Annotated in this window: 18 protein-coding genes; 14 read left to right on the top strand and 4 right to left on the bottom strand. The window is 58.7% G+C overall.

Features of this window, described 5'->3' with window-relative positions; genetic code table 11:
* The first annotated feature begins 50 nt into the window (after nucleotides 1-50).
* Complete coding sequence (locus tag OOF89_RS12530; protein WP_266076640.1) at nucleotides 51-1,046, top strand: 5-methyltetrahydropteroyltriglutamate--homocysteine methyltransferase; 996 nt, start codon at nucleotides 51-53, stop codon at nucleotides 1,044-1,046.
* A complete protein-coding gene (locus OOF89_RS12525; RefSeq protein ID WP_407661568.1) occupies nucleotides 1,043-2,122 on the top strand; it encodes a methionine synthase in 1,080 nt (359 codons plus the stop codon). Before OOF89_RS12530 ends, OOF89_RS12525 begins: the two co-directional genes overlap by 4 nt.
* A gap of 552 nt (nucleotides 2,123-2,674) precedes the next feature.
* Here OOF89_RS12525 and OOF89_RS12520 read toward each other — a convergent pair.
* Nucleotides 2,675-2,821, bottom strand: a complete 147-nt coding sequence (locus OOF89_RS12520) for a hypothetical protein (protein ID WP_266076637.1) — start codon at nucleotides 2,819-2,821, stop codon at nucleotides 2,675-2,677.
* Nucleotides 2,822-2,857: 36 nt separating this feature from the next.
* On the opposite strand from OOF89_RS12520, the gene OOF89_RS12515 reads away from it, so the two are divergent.
* Both OOF89_RS12515 and idsA3 read left to right on the top strand, forming a co-directional pair.
* A complete protein-coding gene (locus OOF89_RS12515) occupies nucleotides 2,858-4,204 on the top strand; it encodes a ribonuclease J (protein ID WP_266076635.1) in 1,347 nt (448 codons plus the stop codon).
* Between the two features lies 1 nt (nucleotide 4,205).
* A complete protein-coding gene (gene idsA3 / locus OOF89_RS12510) occupies nucleotides 4,206-5,261 on the top strand; it encodes a geranylfarnesyl diphosphate synthase (protein WP_266076634.1) in 1,056 nt (351 codons plus the stop codon).
* A 189-nt stretch (nucleotides 5,262-5,450) separates the two neighbouring features.
* Here idsA3 and OOF89_RS12505 read toward each other — a convergent pair whose 3' ends face one another.
* On the bottom strand, nucleotides 5,451-5,585 hold the full coding sequence (locus OOF89_RS12505; RefSeq protein WP_266076633.1) for a hypothetical protein: 135 nt from the start codon (nucleotides 5,583-5,585) through the stop codon (nucleotides 5,451-5,453).
* 420 nt (nucleotides 5,586-6,005) lie between these two features.
* On the opposite strand from OOF89_RS12505, the gene OOF89_RS12500 reads away from it, so the two are divergent.
* From OOF89_RS12500 to OOF89_RS12485, 4 genes are all read left to right on the top strand, one after another.
* Nucleotides 6,006-6,332 carry a hypothetical protein gene (locus tag OOF89_RS12500; RefSeq protein ID WP_266076631.1) on the top strand — a complete coding sequence of 109 codons (327 nt, stop codon included), beginning with the start codon at nucleotides 6,006-6,008 and terminating at the stop codon, nucleotides 6,330-6,332.
* A gap of 125 nt (nucleotides 6,333-6,457) precedes the next feature.
* Complete coding sequence (locus OOF89_RS12495; protein ID WP_266076629.1) at nucleotides 6,458-8,176, top strand: glutamate--tRNA ligase; 1,719 nt, start codon at nucleotides 6,458-6,460, stop codon at nucleotides 8,174-8,176.
* A gap of 517 nt (nucleotides 8,177-8,693) precedes the next feature.
* Nucleotides 8,694-8,981 carry a HalOD1 output domain-containing protein gene (locus tag OOF89_RS12490; RefSeq protein WP_266076627.1) on the top strand — a complete coding sequence of 96 codons (288 nt, stop codon included), beginning with the start codon at nucleotides 8,694-8,696 and terminating at the stop codon, nucleotides 8,979-8,981.
* Between the two features lie 41 nt (nucleotides 8,982-9,022).
* Nucleotides 9,023-9,703, top strand: coding sequence for a helix-turn-helix domain-containing protein (locus tag OOF89_RS12485; RefSeq protein WP_266076624.1), 681 nt, complete (start codon nucleotides 9,023-9,025; stop codon nucleotides 9,701-9,703).
* On the opposite strand, the gene tmcA is transcribed toward OOF89_RS12485, so the two are convergent.
* Together tmcA and OOF89_RS12475 are read right to left on the bottom strand one after the other, a co-directional pair.
* On the bottom strand, nucleotides 9,700-11,976 hold the full coding sequence (gene tmcA, locus OOF89_RS12480) for a tRNA(Met) cytidine acetyltransferase TmcA (protein WP_266076622.1): 2,277 nt from the start codon (nucleotides 11,974-11,976) through the stop codon (nucleotides 9,700-9,702). The two genes, OOF89_RS12485 and tmcA, sit on opposite strands and share 4 nt — an antisense overlap.
* 183 nt (nucleotides 11,977-12,159) lie before the next feature.
* Nucleotides 12,160-13,017, bottom strand: coding sequence for a cytochrome c oxidase subunit 3 (locus OOF89_RS12475; RefSeq protein ID WP_266076619.1), 858 nt, complete (start codon nucleotides 13,015-13,017; stop codon nucleotides 12,160-12,162).
* Between the two features lie 476 nt (nucleotides 13,018-13,493).
* On the opposite strand from OOF89_RS12475, the gene rpl7ae reads away from it, so the two are divergent.
* The 6 genes from rpl7ae (at nucleotide 13,494) to OOF89_RS12445 (ending at nucleotide 16,632) form a co-directional block, all read left to right on the top strand.
* On the top strand, nucleotides 13,494-13,856 hold the full coding sequence (rpl7ae, locus tag OOF89_RS12470) for a 50S ribosomal protein L7Ae (RefSeq protein ID WP_266076616.1): 363 nt from the start codon (nucleotides 13,494-13,496) through the stop codon (nucleotides 13,854-13,856).
* 11 nt (nucleotides 13,857-13,867) lie between these two features.
* Complete coding sequence (locus tag OOF89_RS12465; RefSeq protein WP_049970866.1) at nucleotides 13,868-14,095, top strand: 30S ribosomal protein S28e; 228 nt, start codon at nucleotides 13,868-13,870, stop codon at nucleotides 14,093-14,095.
* Nucleotides 14,095-14,286, top strand: a complete 192-nt coding sequence (locus OOF89_RS12460) for a 50S ribosomal protein L24e (RefSeq protein ID WP_266076613.1) — start codon at nucleotides 14,095-14,097, stop codon at nucleotides 14,284-14,286. Before OOF89_RS12465 ends, OOF89_RS12460 begins: the two co-directional genes overlap by 1 nt.
* Nucleotides 14,283-14,741 carry a nucleoside-diphosphate kinase gene (ndk, locus tag OOF89_RS12455; protein WP_266076611.1) on the top strand — a complete coding sequence of 153 codons (459 nt, stop codon included), beginning with the start codon at nucleotides 14,283-14,285 and terminating at the stop codon, nucleotides 14,739-14,741. The genes OOF89_RS12460 and ndk overlap by 4 nt, the downstream gene beginning before the upstream one ends.
* A 170-nt stretch (nucleotides 14,742-14,911) precedes the next feature.
* Complete coding sequence (locus OOF89_RS12450; protein ID WP_266076609.1) at nucleotides 14,912-16,312, top strand: selenium-binding protein SBP56-related protein; 1,401 nt, start codon at nucleotides 14,912-14,914, stop codon at nucleotides 16,310-16,312.
* Nucleotides 16,309-16,632: a 2Fe-2S iron-sulfur cluster-binding protein gene (locus OOF89_RS12445; RefSeq protein ID WP_266076607.1), complete on the top strand. Its 324-nt coding sequence runs from the start codon at nucleotides 16,309-16,311 to the stop codon at nucleotides 16,630-16,632. Before OOF89_RS12450 ends, OOF89_RS12445 begins: the two co-directional genes overlap by 4 nt.
* Nucleotides 16,633-16,657 lie beyond the last annotated feature (25 nt).

Below are 16,657 nucleotides of genomic sequence, written 5' to 3'. Positions count from 1 at the left end.
TTTTCTGGAACGGAAAATATTAAACACCGGCATATCATAGGGTCGGGTACATGACTGAGCGCGTTGCAACTACACCGGGTGTCTTTCCGCTTCCGGACTGGGCGAAAGACGACCTTTCCGACCTGAAGGGCCATCAGAAAGACGATCTCATTTCCGGCGACGAAGGACCGGAGCTAACCGCAGTGTACGACAAAGCTCGCGAAGAAGTCGTTTCGGTACAGCGGAATGCAGGACTCGACCGAATCGTGGAAGGGCAACTGCGCTGGGATGACATGCTGGCGCACCCGCTTGCAGTCCACGATTCGGTCGAAACGCGTGGCATCGTGCGCTACTACGACAACAACAACTTCTATCGTGACCCCGTTGTCGTGGACGAACTCACCTTCGACGGTGACGTGGCCGCCGAACTGGAAACGACGACGGAACTCGCCGACAACGTGCAGGCCGTCCTCCCCGGTCCGTACTCGCTATCGGATTTGGCGACCGACGAGTTTTACGGCGATGATAAGGAGTTCCTCGCGGCAACCGCCGATTTCCTCGCTGGCGAAGTCGACGCGTTCCCGGATATCGAGACGCTGTTCCTTCTCGAGCCATCGCTCGTGGAAAACCCACCTGAAGACGGCGAAGATGTGCGGGCTAGCGAGGCCATCGACGCAGTAGCGGCCGCGACCGACGCCGAAGTCGTCGTCCAGCCATACTTCGGATCGTTAGACGAGAAAGTCCACGCACATCTGTTGGACGCCGACGTCGATGCCGTGGGATACGACCTCGTCAGCGACCACGACGGATGCCTATCCAACGTAAACGAATATGGAACGAAAGACTCCGTCTCGCTCGGACTCGTGAACGGCCAGAACACGCTCGTCGAGTCGCCCGAGACCGTCGCAGAGCGTGTCGATTGGTTCGAGGAGAACACGCCGGTCAACGAGTTCGACACGCTCTATCTGACGACGAACACCGAGACGTTCTACCTGCCGTATAACAAGTTTGAGGAAAAACTTATAGCACTGGCTGAAGCCGCGCAGTTGGAGGAGGTGAAAGCATGAGTGACGAGATTTCGGACGCACGAAACCAGTTCCGACCCGACGACCACGACAACGACCACTTCATCCTGACGACCGTCGTCGGAAGCTATCCGAAACCGAAGTGGGTGGATAGAGCGCGCGATTTGTACAACGACCCGGACGCGGATTTCGACGAGAAAGCGTGGCGAGAGGCGAAAGACGATGCATGCCGACTCATCACTGACGAACACGAGCGTGCAGGGTTGGACGTCGTGGTCGACGGCGAAATGCGGCGTAACGAGATGGTCGAGTTCTTCGCACACCGCATCGACGGCTACGAATTCAACGGCCCGGTGAAGGTATGGGGACACAACTGTTTCGACAAACCGAGCGTCGTAAACGAAGTCGAGTACGACGAATCGTGGCTCGTGGACGAGTACGAGTTCACCAGCGACGTTGCAGAGCGCCCCGTTAAGGTACCGATTACCGGCCCGTACACGCTGGCAAGTTGGAGCTTCAACGAAGCCTACGAGGACGAGGCGTCACTGGCGTACGACCTCGCGGACCTCGTCAACGAGGAAATCGAGAAGTTGGTCAATGCCGGCGCGCGCTACATCCAAATCGACGAACCCGCGCTGGCGACGACGCCGGACGACCACGCCATCGTCGGCGAGTGTTTGGAACGAATCGCCGACGGAATCCCCGAGGACGTCTACCTTGGTCTGCACGTCTGTTACGGCGACTACTCGCGTATCTACCCCGAAATTCTCGACTTCCCCGTTGACGAATTCGACCTCGAACTGGCCAACGGCGACTACGACCAGTTGGACGTGTTCCGCGACCCGGAGTTCACCGCGAACCTCGCGCTCGGCGTGACCGACGCCCACACCGCCGAAGTGGAGACCGTGGAGGAGATCAAGGCGAACATCCGGAAAGGGCTGGAAATCGTCCCGCCGGAGCAGTTGACGGTGAGTCCGGACTGCGGCTTGAAACTGCTCCCGCGTGACGTGGCCTACGGCAAGATGAAAAACATGGTCGAGGCAGCGCGCGAACTCGAATCCGACTTGGATTCGGGTGAAATCGAGGTTCAGAGCGCCCCCGTCAGCGCCGACGACTAACGGGAATACACCCGCTGGTCCGGCATCGCGGGACCACATTTTGAATCGGTAGGAACGTCGATAGCGTGGGGGAACCGCAGTGACCGGAAAGCATGAACAGCGGATTGCGATTGTGGCAGAGATATATGGCAAAAAGCCCTACGTTGTGGGGCTGTTCGTGTTACTGACCGGGTTTTGCTGTTGTTTGGCCATACAAAACGGAGGGTTAGAAGAGCACCCTGACTCGATAGGGTGTCGTAGATCCCCGTCGGATATCGAACCTGCCACGTGGAAAGTGACGGCTCCCGCGTTTCCGGGTCACTATTTTCATCGTGGGGCTTCTGAGGTTCTTTCTCGAATAGCTTCTATTCCCGATCGTGCGTGCACTATCCAATCTATGCGGATCCCTTTTTCATGAACTGCTCCAAGGACGACTGACACCGCGGAATCGAAAATCGTTCAAAAAATACGGATCGTCCTCGTGGCTCACATTTCACGACGCCAATCACTCAGAACTCAAATCAAATTCTGTCTGGTATTCGCTCCCGACGAACACAATCCCGGCAGTTTTTATTACCGGGGCGCGTAGGTGCGCTCAGACTGGGCAACTCGCGGGCGAGCGGCCACGCCGCGCGCGAGTGCCAGACCGACGTGCTGTAAGACGCCGGGGTCTGACGCTCGCGGCCCCGCGAGGATTTCAGTGAGCAACGCAACCGCCACGTCGTGTGGCGTTTCAATGCTTGAGGAAAAGCAACTATGGAAATCGAAATTGCAACCATTGGCGGATACGAAGAAGTTGGACGGCAGATGACTGCCGTGCGCGCGGGAGACGACGTCGTCATCTTCGACATGGGACTGAACCTGTCGAAGGTGCTGCTTCACGACAACGTTGAGACCGAAAAACTACACAGCCTCGACCTCATCGACATGGGCGCGATCCCGGACGACCGGGTCATGTCCGACCTCGAAGGCGACGTGAAGGCGATCGTCCCGACACACGGTCACTTGGACCATATCGGTGCCATCAGTAAGTTGGCCCACCGATACAACGCACCCATCGTCGCCTCGCCGTTCACCATCGAACTGGTGAAACAGCAGATTCAGGGCGAGGAGAAGTTCGGGGTCGAAAACGACCTCATGAAGATGGAAGCTGGCGAAACGATGCAGTTGAGCGACGAGGTCGAACTCGAGTTCGTCAACGTCACACACTCCATCATCGACGCTATCAACCCCGTGGTTCACACCCCAGAGGGGGCAATCGTCTACGGCCTCGACAAACGGATGGACCACTCGCCGGTTCTCGGCGACCCCATCGATATGAAGCGGTTCCGTGAAATCGGACGCGAAGGTAACGGCGTCCTCGCTTACATCGAGGACTGTACGAACGCGGGTCGAAAAGGACGTACGCCGAGCGAAGCAGTCGCTCGCCGTCACCTGAAAGACGTGCTGTACAGCATTCAGGACTACGACGGCGGTATCGTGGCCACGACGTTCTCCAGCCACATCGCCCGTGTGAAGAGCCTCGTCGAGTTCGCGGACGACATCGGTCGAACCCCCGTCCTGCTCGGACGTTCGATGGAGAAATACTCCGGTACCGCGGAACGCCTGAACTTCGTGGACTTCCCCGAAGATATGGGTATGTTCGGCCACCGGAAGTCGGTCGATCGGACGTTCAAACGCATCATGAAGGAGGGGAAGGAGAACTACCTGCCCATCGTCACCGGCCACCAAGGGGAGCCACGCGCCATGCTGACCCGAATGGGTCGCGGCGAGACGCCGTACCAGTTGGAGGACGGCGACAAGGTCGTCTTCTCGGCACGCGTCATTCCGGAGCCGACGAACGAGGGACAGCGCTACCAGTCCGAGCGGCTCCTGAAGATGCAGGGCGCGCGGATTTTCGACGACGTTCACGTTTCCGGCCACCTCCGCGAGGAAGGTCACTACGAGATGCTCGACGCGCTCCAACCACAGAACGTCATTCCGGCCCACCAGAACATGAAGGGCTACGCGCCGTACGTGGATCTCTGTGAGAGTCAAGGGTATCGCCTTGGCCGAGATCTCCACGCGACACGAAACGGCAACCTCATCCAGCTTGTCGATTGATATGACTGACGCGAGCACGGAATCACGCGAAGAACTCGTCATGCAGACGGTCGAACAGCGACGCGAGTTGGTCAACGACGCCATCGAGGAGGACCTCCCAATCGTCGAGCCCGAACGGCTGTACGAGGCATCGCGATACCTGCTCGACGCGGGTGGGAAACGACTCCGACCGACTGTGCTGTTGTTGGTCGCTGATGCGCTGGCCGATGTCGAACCCATGTCGGAAGCCTACCGCAAGTTTCCGGCCCTCGATGGCTCCGAGATGGACATCATGGCCGCCGCGGTAAGCATCGAAGTCATCCAGTCGTTCACGCTGATCCACGACGACATCATGGACGACGACGATCTGCGCCGAGGCGTCCCGGCCGTCCACCAGGCCTACGACACCGAAACGGCGATTCTGGCTGGCGATACGCTCTACTCGAAGGCGTTCGAAATCATGCTGGATACGGACGCCGCGCCGGAACGCTGCGTGGGCGCCCTCGACGTGCTCGCATCCACCTGTACGAAAATCTGTGAGGGACAGGCACTCGACGTGGCGTTCGAAGAACGACCTGACGTACTCCCGGAGGAGTACCTGGAGATGATCGAGAACAAAACCGCCGTCCTCTACGGGGCGGCGGCGAAAGTTCCGGCGGTGCTCCTCGGCGCCGATGACGAAGTAGTCGAAGAACTCTATCAGTACGGCATCGACGTCGGCCGAGCCTTCCAGATTCAGGACGATGTGCTCGACCTCACGGTGCCGAGCGAGAAACTCGGCAAACAACGCGGAAGCGACCTCGTCGAAAACAAACAAACCATCATCACGCTTCACGCCCGCAATCAAGGCGTGGACGTTGACGGCCTGGTCGAAACCGACGATGTCGGCGAAGTGACCGAGGCCGAAATCGACGCGGCGGTCGCGGAACTCGAAGACGCCGGAAGCATCGACTACGCGCGAGAGAAAGCACAAGAACTCGTTCAACGAGGCAAAGACCGCCTCAACGTCCTTCCGGACAACGAGTCGCGGTATCTGCTCGAAGAGATCGCGGACTACCTCATCGAGCGCGGCTACTGATCCGCGAACTGCTGACGATTTTTCCACCGAGCGAAGACGACTCGTCTTCGCTCGATTCGTGCTCCGACACCCTCTTCACATGGATAGCTCACGGTGTGGCATGCCGTCCTCGATGACTTTCGATTCCGATTCGAGATGACGATACCACTCGATTCGTTCGGCAACGTTCACCGATTGAAACAGTCCTTTCTAAGTCACGTCGGTCGGGAGCGGGAGTGTTCCTTCCTCGTCGTTGATGCGAGAGTAGTTGGTCTCGTTCGCTTTATCGACGGTGTATCCGTGACTATCGGAACCCGCCGCGTTGTTGCTCCGAATCGCTTCCACCACCGGAACGCCCGACGAGGCCGAGTAGTATCGTGACCAGTATCGCAGGGACGTACTCGTACACGCTAGGAAAATATCAGCTGATGTGGGGTAGTAGTGAAGGTCCAACGTCCAGTTTATTCTTGCAACGGGTCCGAAACGGTTCAAGAAAGTGTGAATTTCGACGACAATCACGCTGTGTCGTACTATCACATATGTGGGGTGATGATCGGGTTTTCGTACTGGATTTTCACCCCCAATTTCGATGACAAATCCAATCAAGAACTATTCTATCGCCATATTGGACTGTTCGGAGAGGACAAAACCCCATTAACAATGGGCTGGGTTAAAGTACAACTCGGTTGCCAACACCGTTGGATAGTTCGGAAAACGAGCTGTCCACGGAGAACTATGAAAAAGACACTACGATACCTACTGGTAGTGGCAACTGTCGCGGCACTCATCACGAGTGTCGGCGTAACATCGGTCGCGGCGACCAGTGACCATCCGGGATGTAACGATTACAACAAGGACAAGAACAAACACTGTGATTCCGACGACAAGGACATTCCTGACAAGAAAGGTGGCGACAAGAACGTCGCTCGCGGCGGTGACGGCGGGGACGGTGGCACTGTAGAGGATAATGCCGGAAACGGGCCGGACGACCAAAACAAGATCATCTGCCCTCACGGAGACTGTGATAACAATAACCAGGACACAAACGACGCGAGCGGTGGGGATGGCGGTGACGCGACGGCCAGCAGCTAGACGAGTTTCTAGCGGGAAATGAGACGATTCGCAGTTCTTTTTCCACGTTCGTATCGACGCTTCCCGACGAGCGAGTCGGTTCGGAAGAGCGAGATTTTTCACCTCGACCCTCAAAACATTCGCCAATGGACGACGACTTGCGCGCTCGAGTCGAAATCGAGGCGGAGAAACACGCGCTGTTCAACGCGCTGAAACACGAAAGCGACGCGGATGTCGGTGCCATCATGGGATCGCTGATGGGCGAAAATCCCGAGTTCCGGGAGCACGGAAACGAGGTTCCGGGCGTCGCCGGAAAGGCAGTCGCGCAGGTGAATCAGTTGGATACCGAGGGAAAGCGCGAACGTCTCGCTGAATTGGATGCCGACCTCGTCGAGGAACTCGACGCCGAGGACGAGGAGGACGACCAAGTACTTCCGGACCTCCCGAACGCCGAGGAGTACGAGCAGATACGGATGCGCTGTGCGCCGAATCCGAACGGTCCGTGGCATATGGGTCACGGACGAATGCCCGCCGTCATCGGGACGTACAAAGACCTCTATGACGGATGGATGCTGGTCCGGTTCGACGACACCGACCCCGAGACGAAGCGCCCCGACATGGACGCTTATGACGACATCTTGGACGATGTCGAGTATCTCGGCTTCGAACCGGACGAGGTGATGAAGGCATCGGACCGCCTCGAAATCTACTACGACCACGCTCACGACCTCATCGAGAAGGGCGGCGCGTACACCTGCTCCTGTTCCGGCGAAGAGTTCTCGAACCTGAAAAACGACGCCAAACCGTGCCCACACCGCGACAAGGATATCGAGACGACGATGGCCGAGTTCGAGGACATGGTCGCCGGGGAGTACGAATCGGGCGAGATGGTACTTCGCGTGAAGACGGACATCGAGCACAAAAACCCCGCCCTGCGTGACTGGGTCGCCTTCCGAATGATAGACACGCCGCATCCGCGAGAGGAGGCCGAGCAGTACCGATGTTGGCCCCTGCTCGACTTCCAGTCCGGTATCGATGACCACCGCAAAGGTATCACGCACATCATCCGGGGTATCGACTTACAGGACTCCGCAAAGCGCCAGCAGTTCCTCTACGACTACTTCGGCTGGGAGTATCCCGAAGTCATCCACTGGGGTCACGTGCAGGTTGACGAGTACGACATCAAGATGTCCACCTCGACCATCGGTGAACTGATCGAAAAAGGCGAACTCGACGGTTGGGACGACCCTCGCGCACCCACGCTCCAGAGCGTCCGTCGCCGTGGAATCCGTGGCGAGGCGATCACGGATGCAATGGTTCGACTCGGCACCTCCACGAGTAACGTCGATTTGGCGATGAGCACCATCTACGCCAACAACCGTAAATTGGTAGACGACGATGCTCCGCGATTCTTCTTCGTCCGCGACGGTGTCGAATATCCACTCATCGGCGAGTTTCCCTCGGTTGCCGAACCGCCGGTGCACCCGGACCACGAGGACAGAGGTACGCGGACCATTCCGGTGGACGGGGCAGTTCGGATCGAATCCGGAGACATTCCTGACCACGGCGACCGAATCTGGCTGAAGGGACTCGGTTGTTTCCAGCACACTCGCGACGCTCTCCAGTACACGGGCGACGACATCAGTGCCGTCCGTGACGACGGCGTAGATGTGATTCACTGGGTGCCCGCTGCCGAAAACGTCACGGTTCGAATGCGAACCATGGACGGCGACGACACCGGATTTGCGGAACCCGACTTCGCCGACACGAGCGTGGACGACATCGTGCAGTTCGAGCGCGTCGGATTCGCGCGAGTCGATAGTCACGATGCCGACGAAACAGTGACCTACTTCACGCACGACTGAGCGGACGTCGCTGTCGGTTCGTCGAATGTCTTTTCTTCCGAGTGGCCATCGAGACTGGGTCTGCGAGCTTGTTCCAACGATGAATACTGACCGACCGACCGGTATCGAGGGCCGAAGTATATCGTTTCCACGCCCGCAATCGTTCACGACTCGCTCCGCTCGTCGTTCTCCGGTGGACGCCGGAGAACGACAGCCATCGTCCCCCACCGACTATCATTTCGATGGGACAAACGAATCGTACTCCCGTTTCTCGCTACTGCCAGTCCACGTCCTCTAACGGTTCGGCGACGATGCCATCCTGTCGGGCCAACACTCGTGCATGGCCGGTGCAGACGACTCGATCGTCGGTTCACGGAATGTGGAGACGGACCCCCGCCTCGTTCGTACAGTCGTCTTCAGTACACTCCATCGATCAGCAGTACGGGTTCGAGTCTATTCGGCATCACGGTTCGATGTGTTTTAAACTGGTTTCGAGAATAACCCCGTGCTTCAGGGCGGTTGGGAAACTTCGTTGCTCATGGACACGAATGAGATGATGGAACACGCCGAATACGCCTACGAAATGGACGGTGAACGAAACGTCACCGACGGCGTCGTCACTGCGGTTAGAGACGCGACCGACATGACGATGACCGAGATGACACCGCTTCACGAGCGCATCGATGTCGATGCGTTAAACGAATTGTTCTCCGATAGTTACAGCGGCACGCCGCGGAGCGATGGGCGGATTAGATTTACGTACTGTGGGTGTGAAGTAGTGGTTTTCAGTAGTGGTCGGGTTCTCGTGAAACCCGACGAAAACTGAATGTCCCCGGGGTTCGCCCGGACTGGAGGGTTCGTGACAAGATGACCATAATCGCCGAGCTAACGATTCCGACGGACGAGGTTGGGCTTTCGGACACGTTCGAATCGATTCCCGGACTGATCGTCGAACTGGAACGCATGGTAGTGCAACCCGCAAGTCGAATCATGCCCTACATCTGGGCAGTGGGTAGTGAAAGCACGGCGGTTCACCGAGCGTTACAGGACGATCCGACCATCACGACAGTGACGAAACTCAGCGAGTTAGATGGTGGGTCGCTCTATAGCGTTCGGTGGTCGGAGAAGACGGAATCGACCATCGAGCAGGTGCTAAAAGCCGACCCGGTTATCCTCAGTGGAACGGCCGTTCGACAGGGGTGGGATTTCCAAATCAGGTTTGACTGTCCGGAAAACCTCTCGACGCTCCAGACCAACCTGAACGATCGAAACGTATCGGTCGAACTGAAACGGTTGTACGCACCCGAAGCGCCGACGGTGGATGGACAGTTCATGTTGACGTCGAAACAGCGAATCGCGCTGATGGTTGCACTCGATGCGGGCTATTTCGACGTCCCTCGAAAAGCGAACCTCACCGAACTGGCGGAAGAGCTCGATATAACGCCACAAGCTCTCTCGAAACGACTACGGCGAGCACACAAGACCATGAGCAGGTACGTGATTACAAGGAATCCGAAAACGACGAATCGCGACACACGCCTGGATTAGTCAGTGTATCGTCGTCGTTCTTCTTGTGCGGACTCGCTTCCGTATTGCTCTACGAGGGGTCGAAAGCTTTTGCCCAGCGCACGCATCGCTTCGCCCGTCGAATGAAAACCGAGTTCGTCGGCGACGTCAACCCACTCACGCGCTTGTAGCACTTTTCGAACCAACAGACGCTCCTGCCGTGGTGTGAGTACGTCGGTGTTAGCGTTTTCGGGGTCGATGAGATGTTTGATGACCACGCGCCGAAACGGAGCAGGATCGTGGTTAAAATGTCCGGGGCCGAACGCACTCGCCGCAACCAGTCGCCATTCCCAGTCCGAAAGCGAGAGTGATATTTCGGACTCGGTCGATCGGAGTGCCGCCCGTACCACATCGGAGTCCATATCGGCCAATGCATCCGAGAGCACCGACGCGATTCGTTTCGAGAAGCCCCGGGCATGGCGGTCGTACAGGTCGTAACCTGCGTCGGAAAGCGGGTCGAGCATGAGTGCGGAATACTCACCGCTCGCGTCGTTTCGTGTGGTCGAAAGCTGAACCGTCCGATACCCGTTCCGTTGCCAAAATCGGATCAGTTCGGGCGTCGCACCGAATCCCGTCCCTAACCAATCGAGGTGCGAGAACTCCCGACGAATTTCACGGAGGAGTCGTGACCCTAATCCCGTCGAGCGAACGGCATGGTGCGTGGCTATTCGCATGACTCGCAGGCCATTTGGAACCGCTGCCTCGAAATCCCGAAGTTGCGTCGTGAGCACGTCGGGGAGCATGTTACCCTTCACTCGCTTGCCGTCGTACATCCGCTCGCGCAGGTCGGGAGGGAGGTTCCCTTCGCGAGCAAGTAGGGCGACGCTGACGACGTAGCCATCCCAGCAGAGCGCCCGTACTTCGACGTTCGGTGCATCGAGCAGGCGGGCGAGGTCTGCCGGTTCAGTTCGGTAGTGTGCCAAAACGAGCAACCCGAACGTTTCTCGAAGCAAGTTCTCGTCGGCGAGCAGATCCGCCGCATCGATCCGTCGATACTCCGTCTCGTCGGGTACTGCATCCTCCACGAGCGGATCAACCGCGGGACGGGCATCGAGTGCGAGCGCCCGAAACGCCCACACTTCCACGGGGTCACCCGGCGCGTATCGAATCGGTTCGGTCATGTTCACGTCGGTAACCTCGTGGTCGCTTCCGGCGAGTCGGTCGCGGAAGCGAACTGAGAAGCCGCGTCCCGCACCTTCGTAGCCGTGAACGGTCGTCGTGAAGGCGACACGCGGGAAATCGAGAAACTGCTCCAATAGACCGACGGAGAGCGAAGCGGCCTCGTCCACGATTACTACGTCGGCTTCCTCCTCGACTGCCGTTGTTGGTTTCTCGAATCGGACGACGCCACCCGTTTTCGATTCGATTCGCGTCAGTGGGTCGTGATCGGTGGTGGCGAGTTCGTCCAGTTCGTCCAGCACTGCTCTTGCACGGACGAACACCTCGCGGGCGTTCCGATAGTTCCGTGCAGTTACGAGCACGTCGTCGCCTGTGGCGACGAGACACCCAACCGCTATTCCTCCAGCACTCGATTTGCCACGTCCACGGTCGGCCTGCACCACGACTGCCCGATTCGACTTACGGAGCGATTCGAGCGCGTTTACTGCCGACCGCTGGTCCTTGGTGAGACACGCGTCGTAGGCAACAGCGGGGAAATCCCGTGGCTTTCGAGCGGCGGAAGTGTCGTCCTGATTTCGGTCGGGGGCCGAGCATGCCGGAGCCCCAATTCTCGGTGCGGGGTGGGTCAATCCGTCCGCTTGGACGGTTTCGGTATCCACATCTACGATGGCAACCCCCCGGTGAGAACGGAGCGTTGCGACGAAGCGCGCCCGGAAATGTCCTGAGACGTCTTCTACGTCGAACGGTTCGACCGCGAGCATCCTATCGAACTCGTCGCGTCGGTTCGCCCACGAATCGAGGGACGGTGTCAGTAAGACGAACAGACCGCCACCATTCACCGCACCGACGACCCGTCCCAGTGCATTCGGTTGGAGTTCGTCGTGGGCGTCGAAGACGAGCGCTTCGTGGGTCGTCCCGAGCAAACTGCCAGCACGGTTCTGCGACACCCGTTCGCAGTCGAGCAAACGCCGTGGGCCGATCTGCACCGTCTTCCGTGGTGGAATACCTGTCGCATCGAGTACGGTCTCAACAAGGCCATATCCCGCGTCGCGGTCACCGGCGAGGACGAGAACCCGTCGCTCGTTCGACTGTCGAGCCTCGTCGTACAGAGCTGTCGCCACTGACGAGACGTCCATACTGTCGCTTTGCCCGACCAGTGCAAGGATGTTTCTCTTCGCTCGTATCGTAAGGTCAGGAGCAGAGAGGCGAGGTGGGGTTAGGTGATGGCGCCAACCCGCTCGCGCTGATGCGGGGACCTCGCCAAATCCACTGTGTACATCATTGAATAAATGCTTTGTGATGGTGTCAAAACTCCGAACTCAGCCAGAAAGCGATGCCCCGGCGTAGATGGACACGACAAGGAAGATCCAAACCGCGTCTACGAAGTGCCAATACATCGAAACGGTGCTGATGGAGGTGTCTCGGTCGGCGTTGTACTGCCCGATGAGGGCGCGACCGAGCAGAATCGTCATGAGAACGATTCCGAGCGAGACGTGAAGGCCGTGAAGGCCGGTCAGGCCGAAGAACGCGCTCCCGAAAACGCCCGAGGTAAGCGTGAACCCCTCGTGAGTGATGTACTCGTAATATTCGAACGCTTGACCGCCGATGAAGACGATGGACAAGACGACTGTCAGAGTCAGCAAACCGACGAACTGCCGCCGTTTGCCTCGGTGGAGCGCGACGTGTGAAAAGTGAAGCGTGACACTGCTCGTAACGAGGATGAGTGTGTTGATGAGTACGAGCGAGTTCACTAACGGTGGAATCGTTTGACCGGTCGGCGGCCACGTTCCTGCACGGATGAAAAAGTAGTAGACGAAGCCCGCGCCGAAGGTTGCAACCTCCGTGATGAGGAACAGCACCATCGCCCAGCGAAGTTTCGTCCCGCCCGCCCCCTCGTAACTCCAGTAGCGGTCCACGAACCCGTGATACAGCCAGCCGTACAGACCGATGAGGAAAACTACCGTCCCGGCGACGAAGACGGCCGCACTCGACAACGGCGAGACGTAGTCGTTTCCGCCGTGGCTCAAAACGTACAGTCCCGCACCGACGTACAGCCCTGCGACACCGAACGCCGAAACGAACGGCCACCACGACGCTTCACCGAACCCCCGCGGCCAGTCTTCGGGTGCCGGGTGGTGATGCGGTTCGTGCTCCTCTCCGACGTTTCCCCCACTCATGATTCCAGTACGAATACGTACCGAATCCTCAAAACCCTCATTCGGATTCGTCTGAGAGGTTTCGTACCGTATTTTGTGTTTCAGCACATGAATTGAAGTCCTTGTCAGTAGTGACATCGTTCTGGGTATGGCTGGCCCAGTCTTTCGTTCCGACGACCGAGTCGAACGAGTATGACTCATGGAAGAAGGCCGACTCGGAGACCACGCATTCTCCGGTGGTGCGTATCAGGTCGCGCTTTTTTACGGTCGATTCCGTGTCGAGCGGTCGAACGGTTTCGCCGCGGAGTAATAATCCTCCGAAATCGCCGCCACGACCGCATGTGCAAGCGTGTCACTCCGTCATTCATTTGAAAGCGTTTTTATGGGGGCATCATCAACTCAAGGGTACAACCTACGCGGGGTTGATGATGCTCCTAGCCGCACAGGATTCATCCGGCAGGGGAGCCTGAGCCAGCGCGTAGGAAAGGTGAACAACCATGCCAGTATACGTCAACTACGACGTCCCAGCCGACCTCCAAGACCGAGCACTCGATACGCTCGAGGTCGCACGGGACACCGGAACCGTAAAGAAAGGAACGAACGAGACGACCAAGGCTGTCGAGCGCGGTAACGCCGACCTCATCTACGTCGCCGAAGACGTCCAGCCGGAAGAAATCGTCATGCACCTGCCAGAACTCGCCGACGAGAAGGGAATCCCCTTCATCTTCGTCGAGACGCAGGACGATGTCGGTCACGCGGCTGGCCTCGAAGTCGGCAGCGCCGCCGCCGCCATCGTGGACGCTGGCGAAGCCAGCGACGACGTGGACGACATCGCCTCGAAGGTCGAGGAACTTCGGTGAGGTGGTAGACGATGAGTGCTGAAGAGACCGGACAGGAGGACTCCACCTCCGCCGAGGTCATCGAAATCGTCGGTAAGACGGGGATGCACGGCGAGGCCATGCAGGTCAAATGCCGCATCCGCGAGGGAGAGAATCAAGGGCGTATCATTACGCGCAACTGTCTCGGCCCCGTCCGAGAGGGCGACGTGCTGCAGCTGCGCGAGACCGCACGCGAGGCAGACTCCATCGGAGGACAATAATGCCACAAACGCGAGAGTGTGACTACTGCGGCGACGACATCGAACCCGGAACGGGAACGATGTTCGTCCGCACGGACGGATCGACCATCCACTACTGCTCCAGCAAATGTGAGAAGAACGCCGACCTCGGTCGCGAACCACGCGACCTCGAATGGACGGCGGATGGCCAAGCAGAGAGTGGGAACGAATGAGCGAGCGAACGTTCGTAATGGTCAAGCCCGACGGCGTTCAGCGCGGCCTCATCGGTGAGATCGTCTCCCGATTCGAGGACCGCGGTCTGAAGATGGTCGGCGGCAAGTTCATGCAGATAAGCGAGGAACTCGCCCACGACCACTACGGTGAACACGAGGGCAAGCCGTTCTTCGACGGCCTCGTCGAGTTCATCACCTCCGGACCCGTCTTCGCGATGGTTTGGGAGGGACAGGACGCGACACAGCAGGTTCGCCGCATGATGGGCGAAACCGACCCCGCCGAATCCGCCCCGGGCACCATCCGTGGCGACTTCGGACTCGACCTCGGCCGGAACGTTATCCACGGTTCGGATCACGAGGACGAGGGCGCGAACGAGCGCGAAATCGACCTGTTCTTCGACGAGGGCGAACTGGTCGATTACGAGAAGATCGACGCCGAGTGGCTGTACGAGTAAGCCACAACTGACTTCGATTCTGCTTCATTTCTGTGGATACTGAAGATTTCGCCTGTAGCGGTAGCTACCCGAGGAGGTGACTCGCTCGACACCCTTTTTGAGGCAATTATTGCCGCAACCCGCCGCATCACACCCTTCGATATCGTACCCCAATTCTGGGGGAAGGGAGCATGAGCGATACCGAATCATCCGAAAGCGAAGCGCACGAACAGCACGAACACCACGACGTAGAGGGGCCGGGCTATGCGACGCCGCAGGCCGCCATCGAGCAGGCCGAGCGCGAGCAAATCGCGTACGTACCATCGCTGTACGTCGGCACCGACGTCGACGCGCCGGACTTTCTGTCGGTCGTGGATATCAACCCGGATTCGAACACGTACTGTGAAGTCATCGACAGGGTGGAGATGCCGAACAAAGGCGACGAGCTACACCACTTCGGCTGGAACGCCTGTTCGTCGTCCTGTCACGTCGAAGGTTTGGAGCGGCGGCATCTCGTCGTTCCGGGCCAGCGGTCGTCCCGATTGCACATCATCGATACGAAAGACCGGGAGAGCCCGGAAATCGTGAAGGTCATCGAACCGGAGGAAGTGTACGAGTACGACCTTTCTGCTCCGCACACGGTCCACTGCATTCCGGATGGCGAGATTCTCGTTTCCATGCTTGGGAACAAGGACGGCGACCTACCGGGTGGCTTCCTCGAACTGAACGACGATTTCGAAATCGAAGGACGCTGGGACCCGCCGGGCGAAATCGAGATGAACTACGACTTCTGGTATCAACCTCGGCACAACGTGATGGTTTCCTCGGAGTGGGCCGCACCGAAAACCTACTATCCAGGCTTCGGCTTGGACGACGTGGAAGCAGGAAACTACGGCCACAAACTCCACGTCTGGGACTGGACGGACCGGACGGTCGAACAGACGCTCGATTTGGGCGAGGAAGGTATGATTCCACTGGAAGTACGATTCCTGCACAGTCCCGAAGCGGTGCACGGCTACGTCGGTGCGGCGTTGTCCTCGAACGTCTTCCACTTCTACGAGCGCGAAAAGGAGTGGTTCGCGGAGAAGGTGATCGACGTAGAACCGCGCGAACACGAGGACTGGGACATGCCCGTCCCGGGCCTCATCACCGACCTCCTCGTTTCGATGGACGACCGCTACCTGTTCTTCTCGAACTGGCTCCACGGCGACGTTCGTATGTACGACGTGAGCGACCCGGCGAACCCGCGTCTCGCGGACCAACTCTGGGCTGGTGGCCTCTTCGGCCCGCGACATCCGACGGGTGAAGACGACCGACCGGTCATCGCCGGGCCACAGATGCTTCAGCTGTCCATCGACGGCGAGCGACTGTACTGGACGACTTCGCTGTTCTCGACGTGGGACAATCAGTTCTATCCGGAGGAAGCGGAACGCGGTTCCGTGATGCTCAAGGCCGACGTGAACCCTCGAAAAGGGACGATGACGTTGGATGAGGATTTCCTGGTCGATTTCGGCGAGATGCCGAACGGCCCGGCTCGTGCACACGAAATCAGGTGGCCGGACGGCGACTGCACGAGCGACGTGTGGCAGTGAGGGATCGCCATAGAATCGAACTCCGGTGGCGTGATGGGCGAACGGAAACCGTCCACGGAACCGAGGATGAGTCGGTTCTCGATGCCGCGGAACGGGCCGGAGTCGGCCTCCCCTTTGGCTGTCGAACCGGCGCGTGTGCGACGTGCACCGGCCGAATGATCGAGGGGGAAATCGAACACGCACGACCGCCACGAGGACTGAAACGCGAGTTCGAGCAGGGCGGATACGTCCTGCTCTGTATCGCACGGGCGAGGACGGATTGCCGGATCGAAGTCGGCAGTGACGTACAAACCGATCTCGTGACGAATCCGTGGAAATGAAAAGCCGAGCACGACTCGTCTCGAC

The sequence above is a fragment of the Haladaptatus caseinilyticus genome, assembly GCF_026248685.1.
GTDB lineage: Archaea > Halobacteriota > Halobacteria > Halobacteriales > Haladaptataceae > Haladaptatus > Haladaptatus caseinilyticus.
The sequence above is the reverse complement of the archived record's forward strand: the minus strand, read 5'-3'. Positions and strand labels throughout refer to the sequence as shown.